This window comes from Corynebacterium sp. HMSC072A04 (genome assembly GCF_001809235.1).
GTDB classification, from domain to species: domain Bacteria; phylum Actinomycetota; class Actinomycetes; order Mycobacteriales; family Mycobacteriaceae; genus Corynebacterium; species Corynebacterium hiratae.
On sequence record NZ_KV796780.1, the window covers coordinates 52679 to 71288 of the forward strand.

An 18610-nucleotide genomic window follows, 5' to 3' on the forward strand; every position below is an offset into this window, starting at 1 on the left:
TTAGCCAGCCCGGTTCGTTGTCGGCACGTTGCTGCTGTTCAGCCGCAACGCTAGCCTGCCCAACGCTCGCGCTCCCACCGCCAGTAGTGGTGCCACTTCCAGGGCGGGGCGACGAACTCGCCCCGCCCTTTGATAACTGCGAGGACCTGGTGAACAGCGACGTCAAGGTGGTGCTCAATCGTGGCGGCGGTGAAGTGGAGGGGCCGATAGCCGCGCTGGACGGCGTCGTTCAGCTTTTGGCGGTCGATTTCGAAACGTTGTCGGTTCTCGCCTTTGTGATAGGCGTAGCCGTCCACCTCGATGGCCACCTTGTGCTCCTCGAGCACCAAGTCCCAGCGGTAGGGCCCAATCCGCACGTTGTTGCGGACTTTGGCGTGGGGCTCAAGGCCCCGGGTGAGGTCGCGCTCCGGCTTGCTATCCGCCCCGACGATGGCCTTTTCCAACACCTCACGCGTGTGCTTGGGCAGGCGGCGAAAGTCCAGCTGTTCGGTCTCGATGCGCGAGCGCCCGTGCGGCCCGGCGAAGAAGGCCTCGATGAAGGCCACGGCATCCTCCTGCGCCATCGCCTCAATACATTGCAGCGGGCTGCAGACGTTCACCCCGTTCATGCTGCCCAGCGCCTTAGGCCGTGCCCGCCGGCTGCGAAAATACGTGCTCGATGCCATCGTTCCTGCGCGCAGAAAATAAAGTGGGTAGGTCAGCTCTTGGCCAAGATATTGCTGAGCTGCGGAATAGCCGTCCAAGGCTGAGTCCGGCCAACGCCGTGAGACGACTTCAGCGAGCTCGCGCGGCGTTGGCACCGCAGATAAGTACAGACCGCGACAAATCTTGATTGCTCGGCCGTTAGCAGCGCGGCGAGTCCCCGCGCGTCCCTCGAAAATCTCCATGTGCCCCCGATGAGTACGGTTCTAACAATTAAGCCCCCAGAAACCGCTGTTTTCGGCCCCCTATTTGATCGAATCGTACGTCACGAATGAGGAGTTGTCGCGGTGACAAAGAAAAAGGACGTTTCGATCAACTAAGGCCTCTCAAACCCTTGGTTTTGGGCCCCTATTTGATCGAAACGTCCCTCAACGTGCGGACCGTGGCGGCTTACTTGAAGCGAGCCTTAGCCTCTTCGAGGATCTTCTCTGCCTCAGCCTTGTCGCCCCAGCCGGAGCCAGTAACTTCCTTGTTCGGCTCCAGGTCCTTGTAGCGGGTGAAGAAGTGCTCGATCTCATCCTTGATGTGCTGCTCCACATCGTCGATGTCCTGGTAGCGCTCCCAGCGTGGGTCATCGATGACGGCGAGCAGCTTGTCGTCGCCACCGGCCTCGTCGGTCATCTTGAACACGCCGAGGACACGAGCCTCCACGACAACGCCGGGGAAGACCGGCTCCGGGAGGATGACCAGTGCGTCCAGCGGGTCGCCGTCCTCACCCAGGGTGTGGTCGATGAAGCCGTAGTCAGCCGGGTAGGCCATCGGGGTGAACAGGTAGCGGTCGAGGTGGACCTTGCCGGTCTCGTGGTCGATCTCGTACTTGTTGCGGGAGCCCTTAGGGATCTCGATGGTTACTTCAACGCTCACGGCTGAATCCTCCATAACTAATAGGTTGGCATGTGCTCCGCTTAGTCTACCGCGCTAGTCTAAAGGGCGATGAAAGCGAAGCATGTCTGGTGGAGTACTGCGGCCCTCGTCACGGCGGGAGCCGTGGCGGCGACGGCCGCCTTGGGCGTAGAAATCCAGCGCACCTACGATCACCTGGACCACGGCCAGCCCTATAAACAGGAAGAACCCACAACACTGGTCCAGCCCGTCGAGCCCGGTGATATCGACGCCGCCGCGCTCAAAGCCAGGTTGGATGAGCTAGGCAAGGACAAGGCTCTAGCCACTTTCGGCGGGCAGATCATCGACACCACCACCCAGGACGTGCTGTGGGAGCGCGAGCCCGCAAAGCCGCTGACCCCGGCCTCCGCCACCAAGGTCCTCACCCTCGCCGCGGCTACGCTCAAGCTCGACGAAGAAGAGCGCCTGACCACCGAAGTGGTCGCAGGTGAGCACGAGGGCGAGATCGTTATCAAGGCCGCCGGCGATGTCTGGCTGACGGACGAGCGCCTCGATGAGCTGGCGGAACAGATTCAGCAGAAGATGGATACCGTCACGCGGGTCTCCATCGACACGTCCATCTGGGCCGGGCCCGACCAGGCACCGGGCTGGGATGATGACAATATTGACGGCGGTTTCGTCGCCCCCATCCAGCCGGCCATGCTCTACGGTGGGCGCATTGGGGAGAAGACCGGCGACGTTCCGCGCTCCCACGAGCCGGCCCTCGACGTCGCCCGCGCGTTGGCCTCCCGCCTGGGAACCGACAAGGCGGACACGAGCTCAGCGCCCGAGAACACCGAGGTCATCGCAGCTACAGAATCTGAGCCGTTGGCTTTGCGCGCCCAGGAAGCGGTGAAGGATTCCGATAACGTCATGGCGGAGGCCATCGCCCGCGAGCTGGCCGTCAGCCAGGGCGCGGAAGCAAGTTTCGAGGGCGCCACGAAAACCATGCTCGACGTGCTTAAAGGCCACGGCATCGACATCAGCGACATCACCCTCAAAGACGGTTCCGGCCTGTCCCGCGATAACCGCATCCCCGCCGACGTACTCGCCCACATCATGGACCAGGCCGTAGCCACCGAGGAGCTGCGCCCGCTGTTGGGCTACCTGCCCCTCGCCGGCGGTGAGGGCACGCTCTACCAGCGCTACCCCGATTCGCCGGCCCGCGGGTACGTTCGCGCCAAAACCGGCACCCTCACGGGAACCTCCGCGCTGACCGGCACCGCCCAGGGCCAGTCGGGTCGCGTGTACGCCTTCGCCTTCTTAGTCAACGACGGCGAAGTCACCTCCGCCCGCCAAGCCCAAGATGCTCTCGCCGCTGCCCTCCATGACTTCTAAGAAACCTTTTTGGCCGCGCAGAAGCCCCAACTTTTTGGCGTGCCGCGTCGCCGCCCGCGCCGTGGTCGGTGAGCAGCCACGCGCCATCGCCGTGGGCTTGTCCGGCGGGGCCGATTCCTTGGCGCTGACCGCCGCTCTCGTGGCCGAAGGACACGAGGTGACAGCGCTCTGCGTCGACCACGGCTTACAGGAAGGCTCGGCCGCGCAGGCGCGCCGGGCTGCCGAGCAGGCCCACGCCTTGGGAGCGGGGGCGGAGGTGTTGCGGGTGGACGTCGGCAAGCAAGGCTCCGTGGAGGCCGAAGCCCGCGCCGCCCGGTATCGTGCCTTCGCGCCCTGGGAAGAGGTGGCGGTGGCGCATACCGCCGATGACCAGGCCGAAACCCTGCTGCTAGGCGCTCTGCGGGGGAAGGTCGCGGGCATGCGCGAGCGTTCCGAGGTGGAGGGCGTGCGCGTTGTGCGCCCCCTGCTGAGCGTGCGCCGCGCCCAGACCGAGGCCGCCTGCGCGGAGCTGGGGCTGGAGGTCTGGCAGGACCCCCAGAACCAGGATGCGTCTTTCCGGCGCGTGGCGCTGCGCCGCGAGATTCTCCCGCGCCTGCAGGAGATCGTGGGCGGAGACCCAGTCCCGGCCCTAGCCCAGGCAGCCCACGACGCCGCGCTTGACGACGCCCTCCTGAGCCCACCCCCCACCTCCGACTGCGCCGAGCTGGCAGCCCTCCCGGAACCGAAGCGCCGCCGGGCGATCGCCGCGTGGCTGCGCGAAGAAGGGGTAGAGGTGACGCGCGAGGCGGTGCGCGGCATCGATGCCCTGTGCACACAGTGGCATGGCCAAGGCCCTGTCGCCGTCCGCAGCGAAAAGAAAGGTACAAGGTTGGAAGTCGCACGCGTTGGTGGCAAACTGTCACTATTGCCTCGGTCAGCAAAGGAGCGCTCACGTGCACGACACCTATGATTCAGCCGTCCCCGCCCATCCTTATGGAGAGGACATCAAAAACGTTCTCGTCGCCGAAGACGATCTTCAGGCGCGCATCCAAGAGATGGCGGATCGCGTGTCCGAGAAATACAGCAACACCGATGATGACCTCATCCTGGTCTGCGTGCTTAAGGGTGCGGTCTTCTTCCTAACGGACTTTGCCCGCAAACTCACCATTCCGTCCCAGCTGGAGTTCATGGCGGTCTCCTCCTACGGCAACTCAGCTTCCTCCTCGGGCGTGGTGCGGATTCTGAAGGACCTGGACCGCGATATTGAGGGCCGCGATGTGGTCATCGTGGAAGACATCATTGATTCCGGCCTGACCTTGTCCTGGCTCATCCGCAACCTGCAGGGCCGCCAGCCGCGTTCCCTGGAAGTGGTGACGCTGCTGCGCAAGCCTGAGGTGGTCAAGGCGGAGCTGGATCTCTTCGACGTCGGCTTTGATATCCCCAACGAGTTCGTCGTGGGCTATGGCCTGGATTTTGCGGAGCGCTACCGTGACCTGCCGTATGTGGGCACACTGGATCCTGCGGTATACAGCAACGACTAGTCTTTTCTTGCCCTCTTTTTGCATGAGGCCTCGAATTTGCAAGGTAATTAATGAAAAACAAGAACATCATTCGCTATGGCTCGATCGCGGGCCTGGTTCTCATTCTGCTGTACGCCTTTACGTTCTTTAGCAACGATGCCCGCAGCTTCAAGCAGGTTGACACCTCGGTGGCCATGCAGCAGCTGGCGGATCAGAACGTTGAGGAAGCGCAGATCGATGACCGCGAGCAGCAGCTGCGCCTCAAGCTCAAGGAACCAGTAACGGTCGAAGAGCAGGAGGGCATCGAGGAGGTCATTGCCAAGTACCCGGCACGCGCCTCCGAGCAGGTCTTCAACGCGGTGAAGGATTCTGGTGCGGATAAGTACCAGACCAAGGTCACACAGGATTCCTTCATTGGCTCCATGATCAGCTTCCTGCTGCCGATGCTGATTCTCTTCGCGCTGCTGTTCTGGATGATGACCCGCATGCAGCAGGGCGCGGGCGGCATGTTCGGCATTGGTGGTTCCAAGGCGAAGGAGCTGACCAAGGACATGCCTACCAACACCTTCGCGGATGTGGCCGGCGCGGATGAAGCTGTGGATGAGCTGCAGGAAATCAAGGACTTCCTGGATGATCCGGAGCGCTACCATGAGCTGGGCGCAAAGATCCCGCGCGGCGTGCTGCTTTATGGCCCTCCCGGCACGGGTAAGACCCTTCTGGCCCGCGCGGTCGCGGGCGAGGCTGGCGTGCCTTTCTATTCCATTTCCGGCTCCGACTTCGTGGAGATGTTCGTCGGCGTGGGTGCCTCCCGCGTGCGTGACCTGTTCAAGCAGGCCAAGCAGAACAGCCCGTGCATCATCTTCGTCGATGAGATTGACGCTGTGGGTCGCCAGCGTGGTTCCGGCACCGGCGGTGGCCATGATGAGCGCGAGCAGACGCTGAACCAGCTGCTCGTGGAGATGGATGGCTTCGGTGACCGCGAAGGCGTCATCCTCATCGCTGCCACCAACCGCCCCGACATTCTGGACCCTGCGCTTCTGCGCCCGGGACGCTTCGACCGCCAGATCCCGGTGACCAACCCGGACCTGGCCGGCCGCGAGCAAATCCTGCGCGTGCACGCCAAGGACAAGCCGCTGGCTAAGGAAGTGGATGTGGCGCAGCTGGCCAAGCGCACCGCCGGTATGTCCGGCGCGGACCTGGCCAACGTGCTCAACGAGGCTGCCCTGCTCACCGCCCGCATCGGCGGCAACGTCATTACCTATGACGCGCTGGAGGAGGCCACCGACCGCGTCGTCGGCGGCCCGCGCCGCCAGGGCAAGATCATCTCCGAACATGAGAAGAAGGTCACCGCCTACCACGAGGGCGGCCACACCCTGTCCGCGTGGGCGCTGAAGGATATCGAGCGCGTCTACAAGGTGACCATCTTGGCCCGCGGCCGCACCGGCGGCCATGCCATGACCGCGCAGGAAGACGATAAGGGCATGTACACCCGCGATGAGTTGTTCTCACGCCTCGTCTTCGCCATGGGCGGGCGCGCCGCGGAAGAACTCGTGTTCGGAGCACCCACCACCGGCGCTTCTTCGGATATTGAGCACGCCACCAAGATTGCGCGCTCCATGATCACAGAGTATGGCTTCAGCCCGGATTTGGGAACCGTCAAGTACGGCAAGGAGCAGGGCGATCCCTTCGCCTATGCCGCCGGCGGCGGTGGCTCCATCGACTATTCGGATGCCGTGGCCGCCAAGATTGATGAGCAGATGGCCTACCTGCTGGACCGCGCGCACCAGCAGGCCTATGACATCCTTTCCGAGCACCGCGACTACCTGGATAAGCTCGCCGAGATGCTCTTGGAGAAGGAAACCCTGCGCCGCCCGGACCTCGAGGGCATTTTCGAAGGCATTGAGCCGCGCGAGGCTTTCGACGTCTTCCCGAACGAGGACGCCCGCTTCCCGCGCCAGGCCGGCCGCGAGCCGGTAAAGACCCCGGTGGAGCTTGCCCAGGAGCGCGGTGAGGAGCTGCCGAAGCGCATGACGCTTCTCGACGCCTCCCGTGCCGCCCGCGCGCGCCGCCACGCGGAGCTCGAGCGCGCGAAGGAAAACGGCGGGGAGGCCGATGGCGCCGCCGCGACATCGGCGGCGCCGGTCGAGGAGATCGGCTTCAGCTTTGGCCAGCACGCAGGCGACTTTGTGGATCCGGAGAAGGGCAATACCTTCTTCGGCGAGTCCGATATCACCGAGCCCACCGGCCGCGAGCTCAGCGCAGACGAGGCCGCCAGCGATGGGGCGCAAGAGGAGACCGTGGCCCCAGAACAGGCCGGCCCTAACCACGAGGACACCCAAGAGATTCCGCGTGTGCCGAATGCCGCTGCACCGCAGCCGGAAGCCCAGCCGCAACCGCGCGAACCGGAACGCCGCGGCCGCCACGCCAAGCCGGAGGAGCACGCCTGGGGCGCTCCCGGCTGGGGAGAACATGAACACCGCAACAACCCGTACAAGGATGGCGACACCAATGAGCGATAACATCCCGGCGCAGCGCGACTTCGACCACGAGCGCGCCGAAGCAGCCATCCGCGAGCTGCTCATCGCAGTGGGCGAGGACCCCGACCGCGAGGGCCTGCGCGAGACCCCGGCCCGCGTGGCCCGCGCCTATGCCGAGGTCTTCGCAGGTCTCCACCAGGACCCGACTGAGGTCCTGCACAAGACCTTTGCCGAGGAGCACCAAGAGCTCGTCCTCGTGCGCGATATCCCCATCTATTCCACCTGCGAGCACCACCTCGTGCCCTTCTACGGCACGGCGCACATCGGCTATATCCCTGGCTCCGACGGCCACGTCACCGGCCTGTCCAAGCTGGCTCGCCTGGCGGACATGTACGCAAAGCGCCCGCAGGTCCAGGAGCGCCTCACCAGCCAGATCGCCGATGCGCTGGTGGAGGTCCTCCACGCGCAGTCCGTCATCGTCGTCATCGAGTGCGAGCACCTGTGCATGGCCATGCGCGGTATCCGCAAGCCGGGGGCGACCACGACGACATCCGCGGTGCGCGGCGGATTCAAGAAGAATGCGGCCTCCCGCGCGGAGGTCATGAGCCTGATTAGGAGCTAGCAGCAATGGCAGTCAGTGATCTCACCGTTCCCGGCCGCACGCTGGTCATGGGCATCGTCAATGTCACCGAGGACTCCTTCTCCGACGGCGGGCGCTGGATCAACATCGACGATGCACTTACCCACGCCCGCCACCTTGTCGCCTGCGGCGCGGACATGATCGATGTCGGCGGTGAGTCCACCCGCCCGGGTGCGGTGCGCGTGGCTGCCGAGGAGGAAGAACGCCGCGTCGTGCCCGTCATCAAGGCGCTGCGCGAGGAGGGGATTAAGACCTCGGTGGACACGATGCGGGCCTCGGTTGCTCAAGCCGCTGCGGAGGCCGGCGTGGACATGATCAATGACGTCTCCGGTGGTGCGGCCGACCCGGACATGTACCGCACCATGGCCGAAACCGGCCTGCCGGTCTGCCTCATGCACTGGCGCACCGTCCAGTTCGGCTCGGCCGCCGGTGTGGCCGACCATGGCGGGGATGTGGTGCGCGATGTCCACGAGTCCCTGGCGAAGCTCGCTGATAACGCCCTGCAGGCCGGTGTTAGCCACGACAATATCGTCGTGGATCCGGGCCTGGGTTTTGCCAAGTCCCCGCAGGATAACTGGGCTTTGCTCAAGGCTCTGCCGGAGTTCCTCCAGGGCGAGTTCCCGCTGTTGGTGGGCGCGTCCCGCAAGCGCTTCCTCGCCGCCATCCGGGAAGATCGCGGCGCCGAGTCCAGCCCGCTGCTCGCGGACCCGGCCACCGCGGCCGTCACCGCCATCTCTGCGCAGATGGGTGCGTGGGGCGTGCGCGTGCACGAGGTGGAAGTCTCGCGCGATGCCGTGGATGTCGCCGCGGCCTGGAACGCGGGCGCGGCCTACACCGGCGGCGCGCATGCCTCCGGCAGCTACGCCAACGGCGCGGACGGCGGAACAGTGGTGTCCACTTCTTTGGGAAAGGCATAAAACATGGCGGATCGCATTGAACTCACCGGCCTGGAGTGCTTTGGCTACCACGGCGTCTTCGAGGAAGAGAAGAAGACGGGGCAGCCCTTCATCGTGGATATCACCTGTTGGTTGGACACCGCGGGAATCGGGGATGACCTGTCCCGCACGGTGAATTACGCCGAGCTTGCCGACGTCGCCGCGGACATCGTCGAGGGCCCCTCCCGGGACCTTATCGAGACGGTGGCTGAGGAGGTCGCCGAGACCGCGATGCAGCGCTTCGGGATTCTCCATGCCATCGAGGTGACCATCCACAAGCCGAAGGCGCCCATCCCGCGCACCTTCGCGGACGTGGCAGTCGTGGCCCGCCGCTCCCGAAAGAGGATGGCAGGCTAATGCGCGCCGTGCTGTCTATCGGCTCCAACATGGAAGACCGCTGCGCGCTGCTGCAGACCGTCTTTGACGAGTTTGCTGAGGAGACCGTCGCTGCCTCTCCAGTCTTTGCCACCCCGCCGTGGGGCGTGACCGACCAAGATGAATTCCTCAACGCGGTGCTCATCGTGGACGTGGACTGCACCCCGCTGGAGCTGCTACGCCGTGGCCAGAAGCTGGAGGAGGCCGCTGAGCGTGTGCGGGTGCGGCACTGGGGTCCTCGCACCCTGGACGTGGACGTCGTGCAGATAGACGGCGTGACCTCCGAAGATCCGGAACTTATTCTGCCGCATCCTTATGCTCACGAGCGGGCCTTCGTGCTCGTGCCGTGGTTGGCCGCGGATGAGCACGCGGAGCTCAACGGCACCCCGGTGCGCGAGCTCATCGCCGACCTCGATGAGGACGAGGTCGCTGCGGTGAAGGAACTGGGGGAGTAATGACGAGGACGTCGATTGGCGCGCTTGTCGGCACCGCCCTCTTCGTGGCTGCGGCGGCTGCCACCCTCACCACCCGCTTTTATGGCTCCATGCTGGCCATTCCGGCAACCGTATCGATTTCTCTGTGGGCTATGGCGCTGGTGTGCGTGCTGTTGACGCTCAAGGTGCGCGGTGCCAAGGAGGACGAGCACGGTATCGGCCTGGATAACTCGCAGCTCAATCCCATGACCATCGCGCAATTCCTGCTTGTCGGCAAAGCCTCGGCGTGGACCGGGGCCATCGTGGGCGGGGCCTATGCTGGCATGGCGGTCTACGTGGTGCCGCGCGCCGGTGAGCTCGTCGCTGCGGCTGGTGACCTGGCCGGGGTGGTGTCTTCGGCGCTGGGCGGTGCCGCGATGTGTGTTGCCGGAGTGGTGTTGGAGCGACACTGCGAGGTGCCACCTCCAACTGATGGGGCACAAGCGGTAAGTTAGTGGGCATGACGAGCCCGCACCACGCCCCTGATCCCCAGTACGAGTCGGCCCCGGATGATCGCCCGACCACCCAGTTTTCTGCGCAGCCGGACTCTCAGCCACCGACAACGGCGGAGTCTTCCCAGGACGGTTCGAAGACGGATGCTGGTTCTATTGGGCTTATCATCCTCGTCATCCTCGCGGTCATCGCCAGCCTGGTCATGTTGATTTCGGGTTCGGCGAACGCACTGAAGATTGCCCTGCTGGCTGCCCTGTGGGCCGCGGTGTTGGGCTTCTTCTTGGTGGTGCGCTATCGCCGTCAGGCCCATGAGGCCAAGGAGCTTCTGGCGGTGGAGCGCGCCCATGCCGCATCCACCTTGACCGCTTCCGGTGCTTCGAGCGCGGATAACAGCAAGGTCCTGGCGGAGATCCGATCGGAGCTGGAAGCCATCCGCACCCAGATCGAGGAGATCTCCGGGCGCGAGTGGGTCTACGAGCCGGCCGCCCTGTATGCGGAGGCTCGCCGCATCCAGGAGCTGGAGCGCAAGGCTGGCGGCGCTGGCGTGGATGAGCGCGGCGATGCCCCCAACGTGAACTTCACCCAGAAGTCCGGCGGCGCGCCGTCTGCCGACGCCGTCGCAGGCCGCCTCGGCTCGCAGCCGACCCACCCGGTGAGCAACCCGCTGGACAATCTGCTGGCGGATAACGCCCGTGCCAACGCCCAGCAGCCGGCGGCGAAGCCAGCCGCGAAGCCTGCTCAGCAACCCACTCCGAAGCCAGCCGAGCAGTCTGCCGCGAAACCCGCGGAGCAGCCCGCGGATCAGCAGGGCACCCGCCCGGCACCATCCCCGTTCGGCGCACCGCAGCCGTCGCAGGGCCGTCCTCCGGCGTTTCGCCCTATGGGAGCACCGCAGCCTCAGCCTCAGCCAAAGGCCGACAAGCCCCAGCCCAAGGATGACAAGCCACAGGCAAAGGCAGAGAAGCCGCAGGCGCGCACCGAGCAGAAGCCGCAGCAGTCGAAGCCCCAGACTCGGTCGCAGCAGAAGGCGCCGGAGTTCAAGACCGATAGCTTCCAGGCCGTGCAGTGGAACCAGGGTGCTGCGGGTGCGCAGCACGTCAAGGAGGATGCTAGCCCCGCGCAGCAGCCGCACCACCGCCACCGCAAGCCGGAAGCAGATACCGCACAGCCCGACACCCGTGGCCGCCGTCGTAGCGATGAACACCGCGAGGGCGCGGTCTCCGTGGCTGAACTCATGGCGCGTAGCAAGCGCCGGAAAGAACAGCAGAACAAGGACGTGAAGAAGTAGATGTCTGCTCCGCGCATGCGAGTGGCGGTCTGGGGTAATTCCCGAGCCGGCATTAACTTCGCCCTCCGTCTGGAGATGGCTGGCCACACCATTGAGAAGCTTGAGGACCCCGCCCAGCTGGACCGCTTCGATGCGCTGATTCTCGCCGCGACGGCGAGGGAGCTGGAGGGGGCAGTGGGGGACGTCGAAAAGCACGTGCGCCCCAAGCAAATCGTCATCCACACCTCATTGCTGGCTGGGGTGGAAGCCCTTGATGAGCTGGAAACGCGCGGGTGCCTGACGATTGCCGCAGCTCCCCTGGGCGACTCCTACGCGGTGGGCACCCTCGATGAGGTGGCGGAGACCGTCATTGGGTTGCTGCTCTCGGAGATTCACCAAACTGCAGAAACGGTGCCGGCGGCACAACGTGCCGAGCGAGCCGCGCGGTTGTACTACGCGGAGATGCTCGGTGAACTCAGCGCGTGGGCGGCGCTTAAGGCGGGGATTATCGAAGATTTTATGGGCAGTTCCTTCGACCTTGACGCTGGCGACATCATCGATGCTTACCCCGCCGCCGTGGAGCTGGGCATGGCGCGCAACTACCGCGACGTCGCCCGCATGGTGGGTGAGAAGAAGAACATGGAAGAACTGGAACTGTGGGCAGTAAGAAAGGAAGCGCCGTGGCAGAGCAACTCCTAGTGGAGGACAACGAGCGCATCCGCATGGTCGGCAGCGCCTACCGCAAGACCGGCAAGCGCGTAGTGCTGGTGCCACTCGGCCGCGATATTCACGCCGGGCACCTGGCACTCGTGCAGGCAGCACAACGCGTGCGCGGTGGCATCGTGGTCGTGGCAGTGGACCCGGAGACGGACATCTCTTCCCTCGATGGGGTTGATGTGGTGTGGCGCTACGACCAGCAGAGTCAGCGCACGCGGGTCCTTGCACCCGACCACGGCATGGAGGACGTGAGCGCGGAGCTGACCCGCATTGTGGCGCTGACCTGCGCGCTGGGTCCCAGCGATGTGTTCATGGGGGAGAAGGACTACGAGCTGCTCGTGGCCACCCAGCAGGCCTTTACGGACCTCCACATTGCGGCGCGTGTGCAGGGCGTGCCCTCGGTGCGTATGCCCGATGGGGTGGTGATGAGCCTGCGCAATGCCGACGTCGCACCGGAGGCCCGTGAGCAAGCCAGCGCCTTGTCAGCGGCACTCACCGCCGGTGCGTACGCGGCGGAATCCGGAGCCGAGGAAGTTGTCCGTGTGGCACGTGAAGTGTTGGCCGCCGCGGGCGTCGAGCCGGAGTACGTGGAGCTGCGCGGACGCGACCTGGGTGAAGCCCCAGCAGAGGGCGATGCCCGCCTCTTTATCGCCGCCACCATTGGCGGCGTGCGGCTCATCGATAACGCGGGCGTGCCGTTGGGCATTGGCTTCCGTAACTTAGAACAGCGCGGATAAAAGTCTGTGGCGCAGGTCTCCACCAGCTAGGTTGGAGACATGAAGATTGGAATTCTGGGAGCCGGCGCCATCGGCGGATACTTTGGCGGAAAACTGAAAGCAGCGGGCCACGACGTCGCCTTCGTCGCTCGCGGTGAGACCTTGCGGGTGCTGGGGGAGACGGGCGTGACGCTGATCGACGCCCACGCGGAACCCACCACCACCGAGGTCATAAAGGTCCCGGCTGCCCACACCTTTGCTGAGGTCAAAGAACTCTTGGGCGGATTGGACGTGGCGATTATCGCGTCGAAGGCGCTGCCGGGCAACGAGACCTTTGGAAGCGCGGAGGACCGCGAGGCCCTGCAGGGAATCCCGGTGGTGACCACGCACAATTCAGTAGAGATTCCGTACCTGGCGGCCGAGGAATTCGGGGAGGAAAACATCCTCGCTGGTGTCGCTCGCGTTTACGCCACGCGTCTGGGGCCGGCGCAGATCAAGCGCAACCCGGGGCCCTTGGCTTTGGCCTTTGGTCCGCTGAGTGCTGATGCGCCGGAGTCACTGCGCCGCACGGGCGAGGAGCTGTCGGCAGCGCTGAAAGAGGCGGGGGCTTCCAGCAAGTTCCACGACGCCGCGCTTGTCGACGTCTGGTCGAAAGCCATGTTCGTCACCCCGACAGGCACTTTGGGCGCCTTGGTGGATAAACCTATCGGTTACCTCTGCCAGGAAATCCCCGGCCAGCTCGAGGCATTCATGCGGGAAGTCGAGGCCGTCGGGCGCGCACTCGGCGTGGAGCTGCCAGAGAACGTGGTGGAGCAGACCATGGAATTTGCCCGCCAGCAGCACCCGGACAGTACGTCTTCGATGCAGCGCGATATCAAGGAAGGACTGCCGAATGAATTGGACGCCCAGGTCGGAGCGATCCGACGCATGGGCGTCAAGGCTGGCGTTGCAACCCCGTTGTGGGACTTTGCACAGGAGGTGCTGGAGGCGCAGCTGCGCACCGCCTAAGAGTGCGCACTACGCAACGTCGGTGCCTTATTCGGTACCGATCTTGCCGCCCTTCTTCCACACCACAACCACGGCCGGGCGCGGGGTGGACTTACCGCCATCAGGCCAGTGGGAGGTGGCGTTGTCGAAGGTGGCGTCATCAGACTCGCCCGGGTGCTGAACGTTGACCATGACGCGGTCATCGTCGACGATCGGGCCACAGGTCTCCGCGCCCGCCGGGACGGTGAGGAAGCACTTGAGCTCGCCGCGGGTCTCGCCCTCGGTGGTCACGGCGTAGAGGCCGTCGTTAGAGTCCAGCGCGTTGCCGTCAGTGGAGATCCACAGGTTGCCGTGGTTGTCGAAGGCCAGGTTATCCGGGCAGGAAATCGGGGAGACCTTCTCCTTATCAAAGCCACCGAAGTAGGTGCTGGCCTCACGCGGGTCACCACAGACCAGGAAGAGGTTCCAGGTGAACTTCTCGCCGGCGTGGTCATCCTCGAGCTCCATGACCAGGCCGTTCTTGTTCTCCTTGACCGGAGCCCATTCCTTGGCGTCTTCCTTGTTCTTCTTGGCGTTCTCACCGGTGGCGCCGCGGTACTTGTTGTTGGTCAGTGCGATGTAGACCTTCTCGGTCTCCGGGTGAACCTCAACGTCCTCTGGGCGGTCCATCTTGGTGGCACCCACCTTATCGGCGGCCTCACGGGTAAAGACGGCGACTTCTTCGGCGGACATGCCGTCCACGTGGGACTCGAACTTGTTGTTCTCCGTATCGGAGGTCAGCAGCTTGACCCACTCACCGGTGCCGTCGAAAGCACCGTCCTCCGGCAGGACGCCGGAGCCGTCGATTTCCTTCTCCGGGGAGTTGCCCTCCATCTTGGCCACGTACAGGGTGCCGTGGTCCAGGATGGTCATGTTGTGCTTCAGGTCGCCCTCCTTGTACTTCTTGGAGGAGACGAACTTGTAGACGTACTCGAAGCGGGAGTCATCGCCGGAGTAGCAGACCACGGTGCCATCCTTGGTGATGTGGATGTTGCCGGCCTCGTGCTTGAAGCGGCCCACAGCGGTGTGCTTAATCGGGGTGGACTTCGGGTCCAGCGGGTTGATCTCCACGAGCCAGCCAAAGCGGTTCGGCTCGTTCGGCTCCTTGGTCACGTCGAAGCGGTCATCGTACTTTTCCCACTTACGCTCGGACGGGCCCTCCTCGATGCCGAAGCGCTTGAGGGATTCAGCGGCCTTCTCATCCTTGACATCGCCACCGGCGAAATACTGGTCGAAGTTCTCTTCGCCAGAGAGCATGGTGTTCCACGGGGTCACGCCACCGGAGCAGTTGTTGAGGGTGCCCAGGACCTTCTCACCCTTCGGGTCGGCGGAGGTCTTCACCAGGTCGGTGCCCTTAGCGGGGCCCACCAGGGTGAACGGGGTGGTAGCGGTAATGCGGCGGTTGAGCGGGCCGAACTCGCGCTTGAGTTCGCCGGAGCCCTTCACCTTGGAGACCTCGAGGATGGTGTGGCCGTGGCCAGCCCAACCGATCTTTACCTGCTCCTCGGTAGGGTTCTCCGGGTCGTAGTCCGGGAACATCATCGGCTCGGTGGTGTACTCGTGCGAGCACATGTAGATCATGCGGTTCTTGTCATCCGGGTGCTCGATGAGGCCGGCGAAGTCATTGTTGAAGCCGAACTGCTTCTCCGCATCCGCGGCAGTCTGGTTGTTGACGTCGAATTCCGGCGCGCCCTCGATGACCGGGTCACCCCAGGCAATCAGGACGGACTGCTCATAACCCTTGGGGATGACGACCTCATCCTTGGTGTTGGCCTCCACGGCTTCAAAGTGCATGCCCTCGGCGGAGGTGAGCTCGATGTCAGAGCCCTTGACCTCGCTGGTCTTGTTGGAGGAGCTGCCAGCCGCAGACCCGTTGTCATCCGGCGCGGCACACGCAGCCAGCGCAGAGGAGCCACCGACGGCGACGACGGCCAGACCACCGGCGCGCAGAGCAGTGCGGCGGGAGAACTGGTCACCAAAGTAAGGGTTATCGGAGGTGTTCTCGCACTCGCCGAAGCAGGCATTACCGCACTTGTAGGTGCAGGTAAGAGAAGAACGAGAAGAGGTAAACATGTTAGCCAAGAGATTGCGGCCGTTGAGTGTCATGAAAATATGCTCCAAAAATCGAACTCGTTGGTTGCGCGGGGATGTCGCAACGGACGCACTGAGTTAATACGGTTGAGATGGCCGCGCGGTTGATACTGTCTAACGGCTAGATGAACACTCTGTGAACCGGGATCGCGCCAGCGTATGGGGATCGACTACCCTAGACAACCGTGAGCGAGAAGAAGAATACTGAAGTTCCTGACGTCCCCGAGCAGCTGCGCATCCGCCGCGAGAAGCGCGCCCGACTGTTGGAGTCCGGCACCGAGCCTTATCCGGTGACCGTGGACCGCACGATCTCCCTGCGGGATCTCCGCCAGCAGTTCCAGGTCGTTGCAGAGGGCGAAGAGCCGGCCGCGGAAGAGGGCGTCACCTACCTCAGCGCGGGTGAGGAGACTGACGTCGAGGTAGCCATCGCCGGCCGCCTTATCTTCATGCGTAATACCGGCAAGCTCTGCTTTGCCACCTTGCAGGATGGTGATGGCACCCAGGTACAGGCCATGCTGTCGCTGGCGGAGGTAGGGGAGGAGCGCCTCGCCGCGTGGAAGTCTGACGTTGACCTGGGTGATTTCATTTCCGTACGCGGCCGCGTCATTGCTTCGCGCCGCGGCGAGCTCTCCGTCATGGCTTCCGAGTGGACCATGGCGGCGAAGTCCTTGCGCCCGCTTCCGGTTTCCTTCGCTGACATGAACGAGGAAACTCGCGTGCGCCAGCGCTACAACGATCTCATCGTGCGCGAGGAGGCCCGCAAGAATGCCATGACCCGCGTGAAGGTCATGCGTGCGTTGCGCAACTACCTGGAGGATCAGGGCTTCGTGGAGATCGAAACCCCGATGCTGCAGACCATCCACGGTGGTGCGGCGGCCCGCCCGTTCGTAACCCACTCCAATGCCCTGGACATCGACCTCTACCTGCGCATCGCTCCGGAGCTCTTCCTGAAGCGCGCTGTCGTCGGCGGCATTGACCGCGTCTTTGAAATCAACCGCAACTTCCGCAACGAGGGCGTTGACCGCTCCCACTCCCCGGAGTTCGCCATGCTGGAGACCTACGAGGCATGGGGCGACTACAGCGACTGTGCTCGCACCATTCGCGAGTCCATCCAGTCGGTGGCCCGCGCAGTCTTCGGTTCCACCACCGTGACCTTGGCGGATGGCACGGAGTACGACCTCGGCGGCGAAGAGTGGCCGGAGATTGAGATGTACCCCTCCCTCAACGAGGCTCTGCAGCGCAAGTTCCCGGGCCAGCCGGAGGTGACCATCGACTCCACCGTCGAGGAGCTCAAGGCGATTGCCGACGTCATCGGGCTCGACGTCCCGAAGAACGGCGGCTGGGGCCACGGCAAGCTGGTGGAAGAGATCTGGGAGGTGCTCTGCGAAGACCAGCTCGAGGGCCCGATCTTTGTGAAGAACTTCCCGGTTGAAACCCCCCCGCTGACCCGCCAGCACCGCTCCCAGCCGGGCGTGACGGAGAAGTGGGACCTGTACGTGCGCGGCTTCGAGCTGGCCACGGGCTATTCGGAGCTCATCGATCCCGTCATCCAGCGTGAGCGCTTTGAGGATCAGGCCCGCCTTGCCGCCGGCGGTGATGAGGAAGCCATGGTGCTGGATGAGGACTTCCTCGCCGCCATGGAGCAGGGCATGCCGCCGACAGCCGGTGCTGGCATGGGCATGGACCGCCTGCTCATGGCCCTGACCGGCCTGGGCATCCGCGAGACCGTGCTCTTCCCGATCGTGAAGCCGGAGCACTAGTTTCTCCTAGCCTCCACCTGCCCGCGCCCGCCACTCTGGTGGCTGCGCGGGTTTTCTGGTTTTCTCATTGCTGCGCCTCCAGCCCCCAATGAGGGAAAGTTGCTGCGGCTAGCCGCAGGATTGACCAATCCATGGGAAAATGCAGGTGTGACAAAGCTTCTGAATGCCCTGCCCCTCGCACTAATCGCCTGTACAGCGGCAGCGTGTTCTGCTGCCGAGGATTCCACCAGCGGTGAGCCGCAATTCCACAAGCCCTCCACCGCCGAGACTTCCGCCGATAACACTGAATCTACGGAAGCGAGCCCGGCTCCGACGTCCGCGAAGGACAAGGAAGGTGACTCGGGCCTTAAAGAATTAGATAAGGAAGACTTCATCGCCACCAACTTGGGGCACGCGACCTCCACGGTGTATGGAGTGAGCAGCCCGAACGATCGCGTGGCCTGCACAGTCACTGAAGATCAAGGTTTGATCGGGTGCAGCGTAATGTTCGCTGATCCGCCCCTGTACCCGGCGACCGGGCAGCCGTTCTGGCTTTCTAACTCCGTCAACTTCGATGCGAACGCGGGCTTTTATCCCAATGTGAAAATGGGCGGAGACGCCGCGGCACCCACCACGCTAGAAGCAGGGAACACCGTCACGATGAACGGTGTGACGTTTGAATCCGTGAATGAGGATGAGTTCACGGTCAAGATCGATGGCCACCACTTCACAGTGAAAGACGATGGTGAGTACTACTCCGATACCTTCCCACCGCAGCCAGATGGGGAAGGGAAAGCTATGACCGGAACCATCTGTGGGGACCTCGGCAATGGCGAGTATGTCTATGCCAAAGAAAACGGGACGGATTGCGCGCGGGCAATGGAAGTTCTTGACTATTACAAAAACTATGACTTCGCTCCGATGGAGGGAGGCAACCGCGGGTACCTCATGGAAGATGGCTTCAGCTGCTCCTATAACGCCGATCCCGGCTGGCCAGACGAGCCCGACTATCGGTGGCTTGGCTGCAGCATCGAAGACGGTGGCGCAGTCGTCGTCCTGGACCCGGCCGCGCGTGCACTCGTGTCAGAGAAAGGTGGGCAGCGCTAGATCAGTGCTGGCCGCGCGTCAGCGTGAGTTCGTAGGAACCGCTGGGCGTCGTGAAGCACAGCAGCGAGGTGCCCTTGGGGATGGCTGCGGTAGCCTGCGGCGGCAGCCTGATGGGGCCGTGCGTGCGGATGTGTGGGGAGGATAACTGGCTCTTCCGGTTTTGGAGTGCGTAG

The 18610-nt window shown here is 64.0% G+C and carries 18 protein-coding genes; 15 read left to right on the forward strand and 3 right to left on the reverse strand.

Translation table 11 applies throughout. The annotated features are described in order from the left end of the window. Positions 1 to 50: 50 nt before the first annotated feature. Together HMPREF2565_RS05960 and HMPREF2565_RS05965 are read right to left on the reverse strand one after the other, a co-directional pair. Positions 51 to 608: an endonuclease domain-containing protein gene (locus HMPREF2565_RS05960; RefSeq protein ID WP_232745242.1), complete on the reverse strand. Its 558-nt coding sequence runs from the start codon at positions 606 to 608 to the stop codon at positions 51 to 53. Positions 609 to 1092: 484 nt separating this feature from the next. Continuing rightward, a complete protein-coding gene (locus HMPREF2565_RS05965) occupies positions 1093 to 1566 on the reverse strand; it encodes an inorganic diphosphatase (RefSeq protein ID WP_070546309.1) in 474 nt (157 codons plus the stop codon). Between the two features lie 69 nt (positions 1567 to 1635). Here HMPREF2565_RS05965 and dacB point away from each other — a divergent pair, with 69 nt between their 5' ends. From dacB to HMPREF2565_RS06030, 13 genes are read left to right on the forward strand one after another with little or no spacing between them, the layout of a single operon-like run. Beyond that, positions 1636 to 2922, forward strand: coding sequence for a D-alanyl-D-alanine carboxypeptidase/D-alanyl-D-alanine endopeptidase (gene dacB / locus HMPREF2565_RS05970; protein WP_070511124.1), 1287 nt, complete (start codon positions 1636 to 1638; stop codon positions 2920 to 2922). Then, entirely contained in the window at positions 2912 to 3871 is a 960-nt protein-coding gene (tilS, locus tag HMPREF2565_RS05975; RefSeq protein WP_083295524.1) for a tRNA lysidine(34) synthetase TilS, read from the forward strand. Before dacB ends, tilS begins: the two co-directional genes overlap by 11 nt. Beyond that, positions 3855 to 4442: a hypoxanthine phosphoribosyltransferase gene (hpt, locus tag HMPREF2565_RS05980; RefSeq protein ID WP_070546265.1), complete on the forward strand. Its 588-nt coding sequence runs from the start codon at positions 3855 to 3857 to the stop codon at positions 4440 to 4442. The genes tilS and hpt overlap by 17 nt, the downstream gene beginning before the upstream one ends. Positions 4443 to 4492: 50 nt before the next feature. Further along, the gene (gene ftsH, locus HMPREF2565_RS05985) at positions 4493 to 6940 is read left to right on the forward strand and encodes an ATP-dependent zinc metalloprotease FtsH (protein ID WP_070546268.1); all 2448 of its coding nucleotides are present in this window, start codon (positions 4493 to 4495) and stop codon (positions 6938 to 6940) included. Beyond that, on the forward strand, positions 6930 to 7520 hold the full coding sequence (folE, locus tag HMPREF2565_RS05990; RefSeq protein ID WP_046647199.1) for a GTP cyclohydrolase I FolE: 591 nt from the start codon (positions 6930 to 6932) through the stop codon (positions 7518 to 7520). The genes ftsH and folE overlap by 11 nt, the downstream gene beginning before the upstream one ends. 5 nt (positions 7521 to 7525) lie before the next feature. Next, complete coding sequence (folP, locus tag HMPREF2565_RS05995) at positions 7526 to 8455, forward strand: dihydropteroate synthase (RefSeq protein ID WP_046647200.1); 930 nt, start codon at positions 7526 to 7528, stop codon at positions 8453 to 8455. 3 nt (positions 8456 to 8458) lie between these two features. Then, a complete protein-coding gene (gene folB / locus HMPREF2565_RS06000) occupies positions 8459 to 8830 on the forward strand; it encodes a dihydroneopterin aldolase (protein ID WP_046647201.1) in 372 nt (123 codons plus the stop codon). Then, positions 8830 to 9303, forward strand: a complete 474-nt coding sequence (gene folK, locus HMPREF2565_RS06005) for a 2-amino-4-hydroxy-6-hydroxymethyldihydropteridine diphosphokinase (protein WP_046647202.1) — start codon at positions 8830 to 8832, stop codon at positions 9301 to 9303. Before folB ends, folK begins: the two co-directional genes overlap by 1 nt. After that, positions 9303 to 9776: a DUF3180 domain-containing protein gene (locus tag HMPREF2565_RS06010; RefSeq protein ID WP_070511118.1), complete on the forward strand. Its 474-nt coding sequence runs from the start codon at positions 9303 to 9305 to the stop codon at positions 9774 to 9776. The genes folK and HMPREF2565_RS06010 overlap by 1 nt, the downstream gene beginning before the upstream one ends. A 5-nt stretch (positions 9777 to 9781) precedes the next feature. Then, positions 9782 to 11062 carry a DUF6779 domain-containing protein gene (locus HMPREF2565_RS06015; protein ID WP_070546311.1) on the forward strand — a complete coding sequence of 427 codons (1281 nt, stop codon included), beginning with the start codon at positions 9782 to 9784 and terminating at the stop codon, positions 11060 to 11062. Continuing rightward, positions 11063 to 11740 (forward strand): Rossmann-fold NAD(P)-binding domain-containing protein, encoded by a 678-nt coding sequence (locus HMPREF2565_RS06020; RefSeq protein ID WP_052750503.1) that lies wholly within the window; start codon positions 11063 to 11065, stop codon positions 11738 to 11740. It abuts the gene before it with no gap. Between the two features lie 23 nt (positions 11741 to 11763). Next, the gene (locus HMPREF2565_RS06025; RefSeq protein ID WP_046647273.1) at positions 11764 to 12495 is read left to right on the forward strand and encodes a pantoate--beta-alanine ligase; all 732 of its coding nucleotides are present in this window, start codon (positions 11764 to 11766) and stop codon (positions 12493 to 12495) included. Between the two features lie 39 nt (positions 12496 to 12534). Further along, positions 12535 to 13482 carry a 2-dehydropantoate 2-reductase gene (locus HMPREF2565_RS06030; protein WP_070546270.1) on the forward strand — a complete coding sequence of 316 codons (948 nt, stop codon included), beginning with the start codon at positions 12535 to 12537 and terminating at the stop codon, positions 13480 to 13482. 27 nt (positions 13483 to 13509) lie between these two features. Here the strand turns inward: HMPREF2565_RS06030 and HMPREF2565_RS06035 are convergent, their stop codons facing one another. Continuing rightward, positions 13510 to 15606: a PhoX family protein gene (locus HMPREF2565_RS06035; RefSeq protein ID WP_070511113.1), complete on the reverse strand. Its 2097-nt coding sequence runs from the start codon at positions 15604 to 15606 to the stop codon at positions 13510 to 13512. Between the two features lie 170 nt (positions 15607 to 15776). On the opposite strand from HMPREF2565_RS06035, the gene lysS reads away from it, so the two are divergent. Both lysS and HMPREF2565_RS06045 read left to right on the forward strand, forming a co-directional pair. Then, positions 15777 to 17351, forward strand: a complete 1575-nt coding sequence (gene lysS / locus HMPREF2565_RS06040) for a lysine--tRNA ligase (RefSeq protein WP_071407020.1) — start codon at positions 15777 to 15779, stop codon at positions 17349 to 17351. A gap of 147 nt (positions 17352 to 17498) precedes the next feature. After that, the gene (locus HMPREF2565_RS06045) at positions 17499 to 18437 is read left to right on the forward strand and encodes a hypothetical protein (RefSeq protein ID WP_071407021.1); all 939 of its coding nucleotides are present in this window, start codon (positions 17499 to 17501) and stop codon (positions 18435 to 18437) included. The last annotated feature ends 173 nt before the right edge of the window (positions 18438 to 18610 follow it).

Bases quoted from the DNA above. Each gene is read 5' to 3' on its own strand.
- HMPREF2565_RS05960 (WP_232745242.1), bottom strand. From the start codon at position 608: ATGAACGGGGTGAACGTCTGCAGCCCGCTGCAATGTATTGAGGCGATG.
- dacB (WP_070511124.1), top strand. From the start codon at position 1,636: ATGAAAGCGAAGCATGTCTGGTGGAGTACTGCGGCCCTCGTCACGGCG.
- tilS (WP_083295524.1), top strand. From the start codon at position 2,912: ATGACTTCTAAGAAACCTTTTTGGCCGCGCAGAAGCCCCAACTTTTTG.
- ftsH (WP_070546268.1), top strand. From the start codon at position 4,493: ATGAAAAACAAGAACATCATTCGCTATGGCTCGATCGCGGGCCTGGTT.
- folE (WP_046647199.1), top strand. From the start codon at position 6,930: ATGAGCGATAACATCCCGGCGCAGCGCGACTTCGACCACGAGCGCGCC.
- folP (WP_046647200.1), top strand. From the start codon at position 7,526: ATGGCAGTCAGTGATCTCACCGTTCCCGGCCGCACGCTGGTCATGGGC.
- folB (WP_046647201.1), top strand. From the start codon at position 8,459: ATGGCGGATCGCATTGAACTCACCGGCCTGGAGTGCTTTGGCTACCAC.
- folK (WP_046647202.1), top strand. From the start codon at position 8,830: ATGCGCGCCGTGCTGTCTATCGGCTCCAACATGGAAGACCGCTGCGCG.
- HMPREF2565_RS06010 (WP_070511118.1), top strand. From the start codon at position 9,303: ATGACGAGGACGTCGATTGGCGCGCTTGTCGGCACCGCCCTCTTCGTG.
- HMPREF2565_RS06015 (WP_070546311.1), top strand. From the start codon at position 9,782: ATGACGAGCCCGCACCACGCCCCTGATCCCCAGTACGAGTCGGCCCCG.
- HMPREF2565_RS06020 (WP_052750503.1), top strand. From the start codon at position 11,063: ATGTCTGCTCCGCGCATGCGAGTGGCGGTCTGGGGTAATTCCCGAGCC.
- HMPREF2565_RS06025 (WP_046647273.1), top strand. From the start codon at position 11,764: ATGGTCGGCAGCGCCTACCGCAAGACCGGCAAGCGCGTAGTGCTGGTG.
- HMPREF2565_RS06030 (WP_070546270.1), top strand. From the start codon at position 12,535: ATGAAGATTGGAATTCTGGGAGCCGGCGCCATCGGCGGATACTTTGGC.
- HMPREF2565_RS06035 (WP_070511113.1), bottom strand. From the start codon at position 15,606: ATGACACTCAACGGCCGCAATCTCTTGGCTAACATGTTTACCTCTTCT.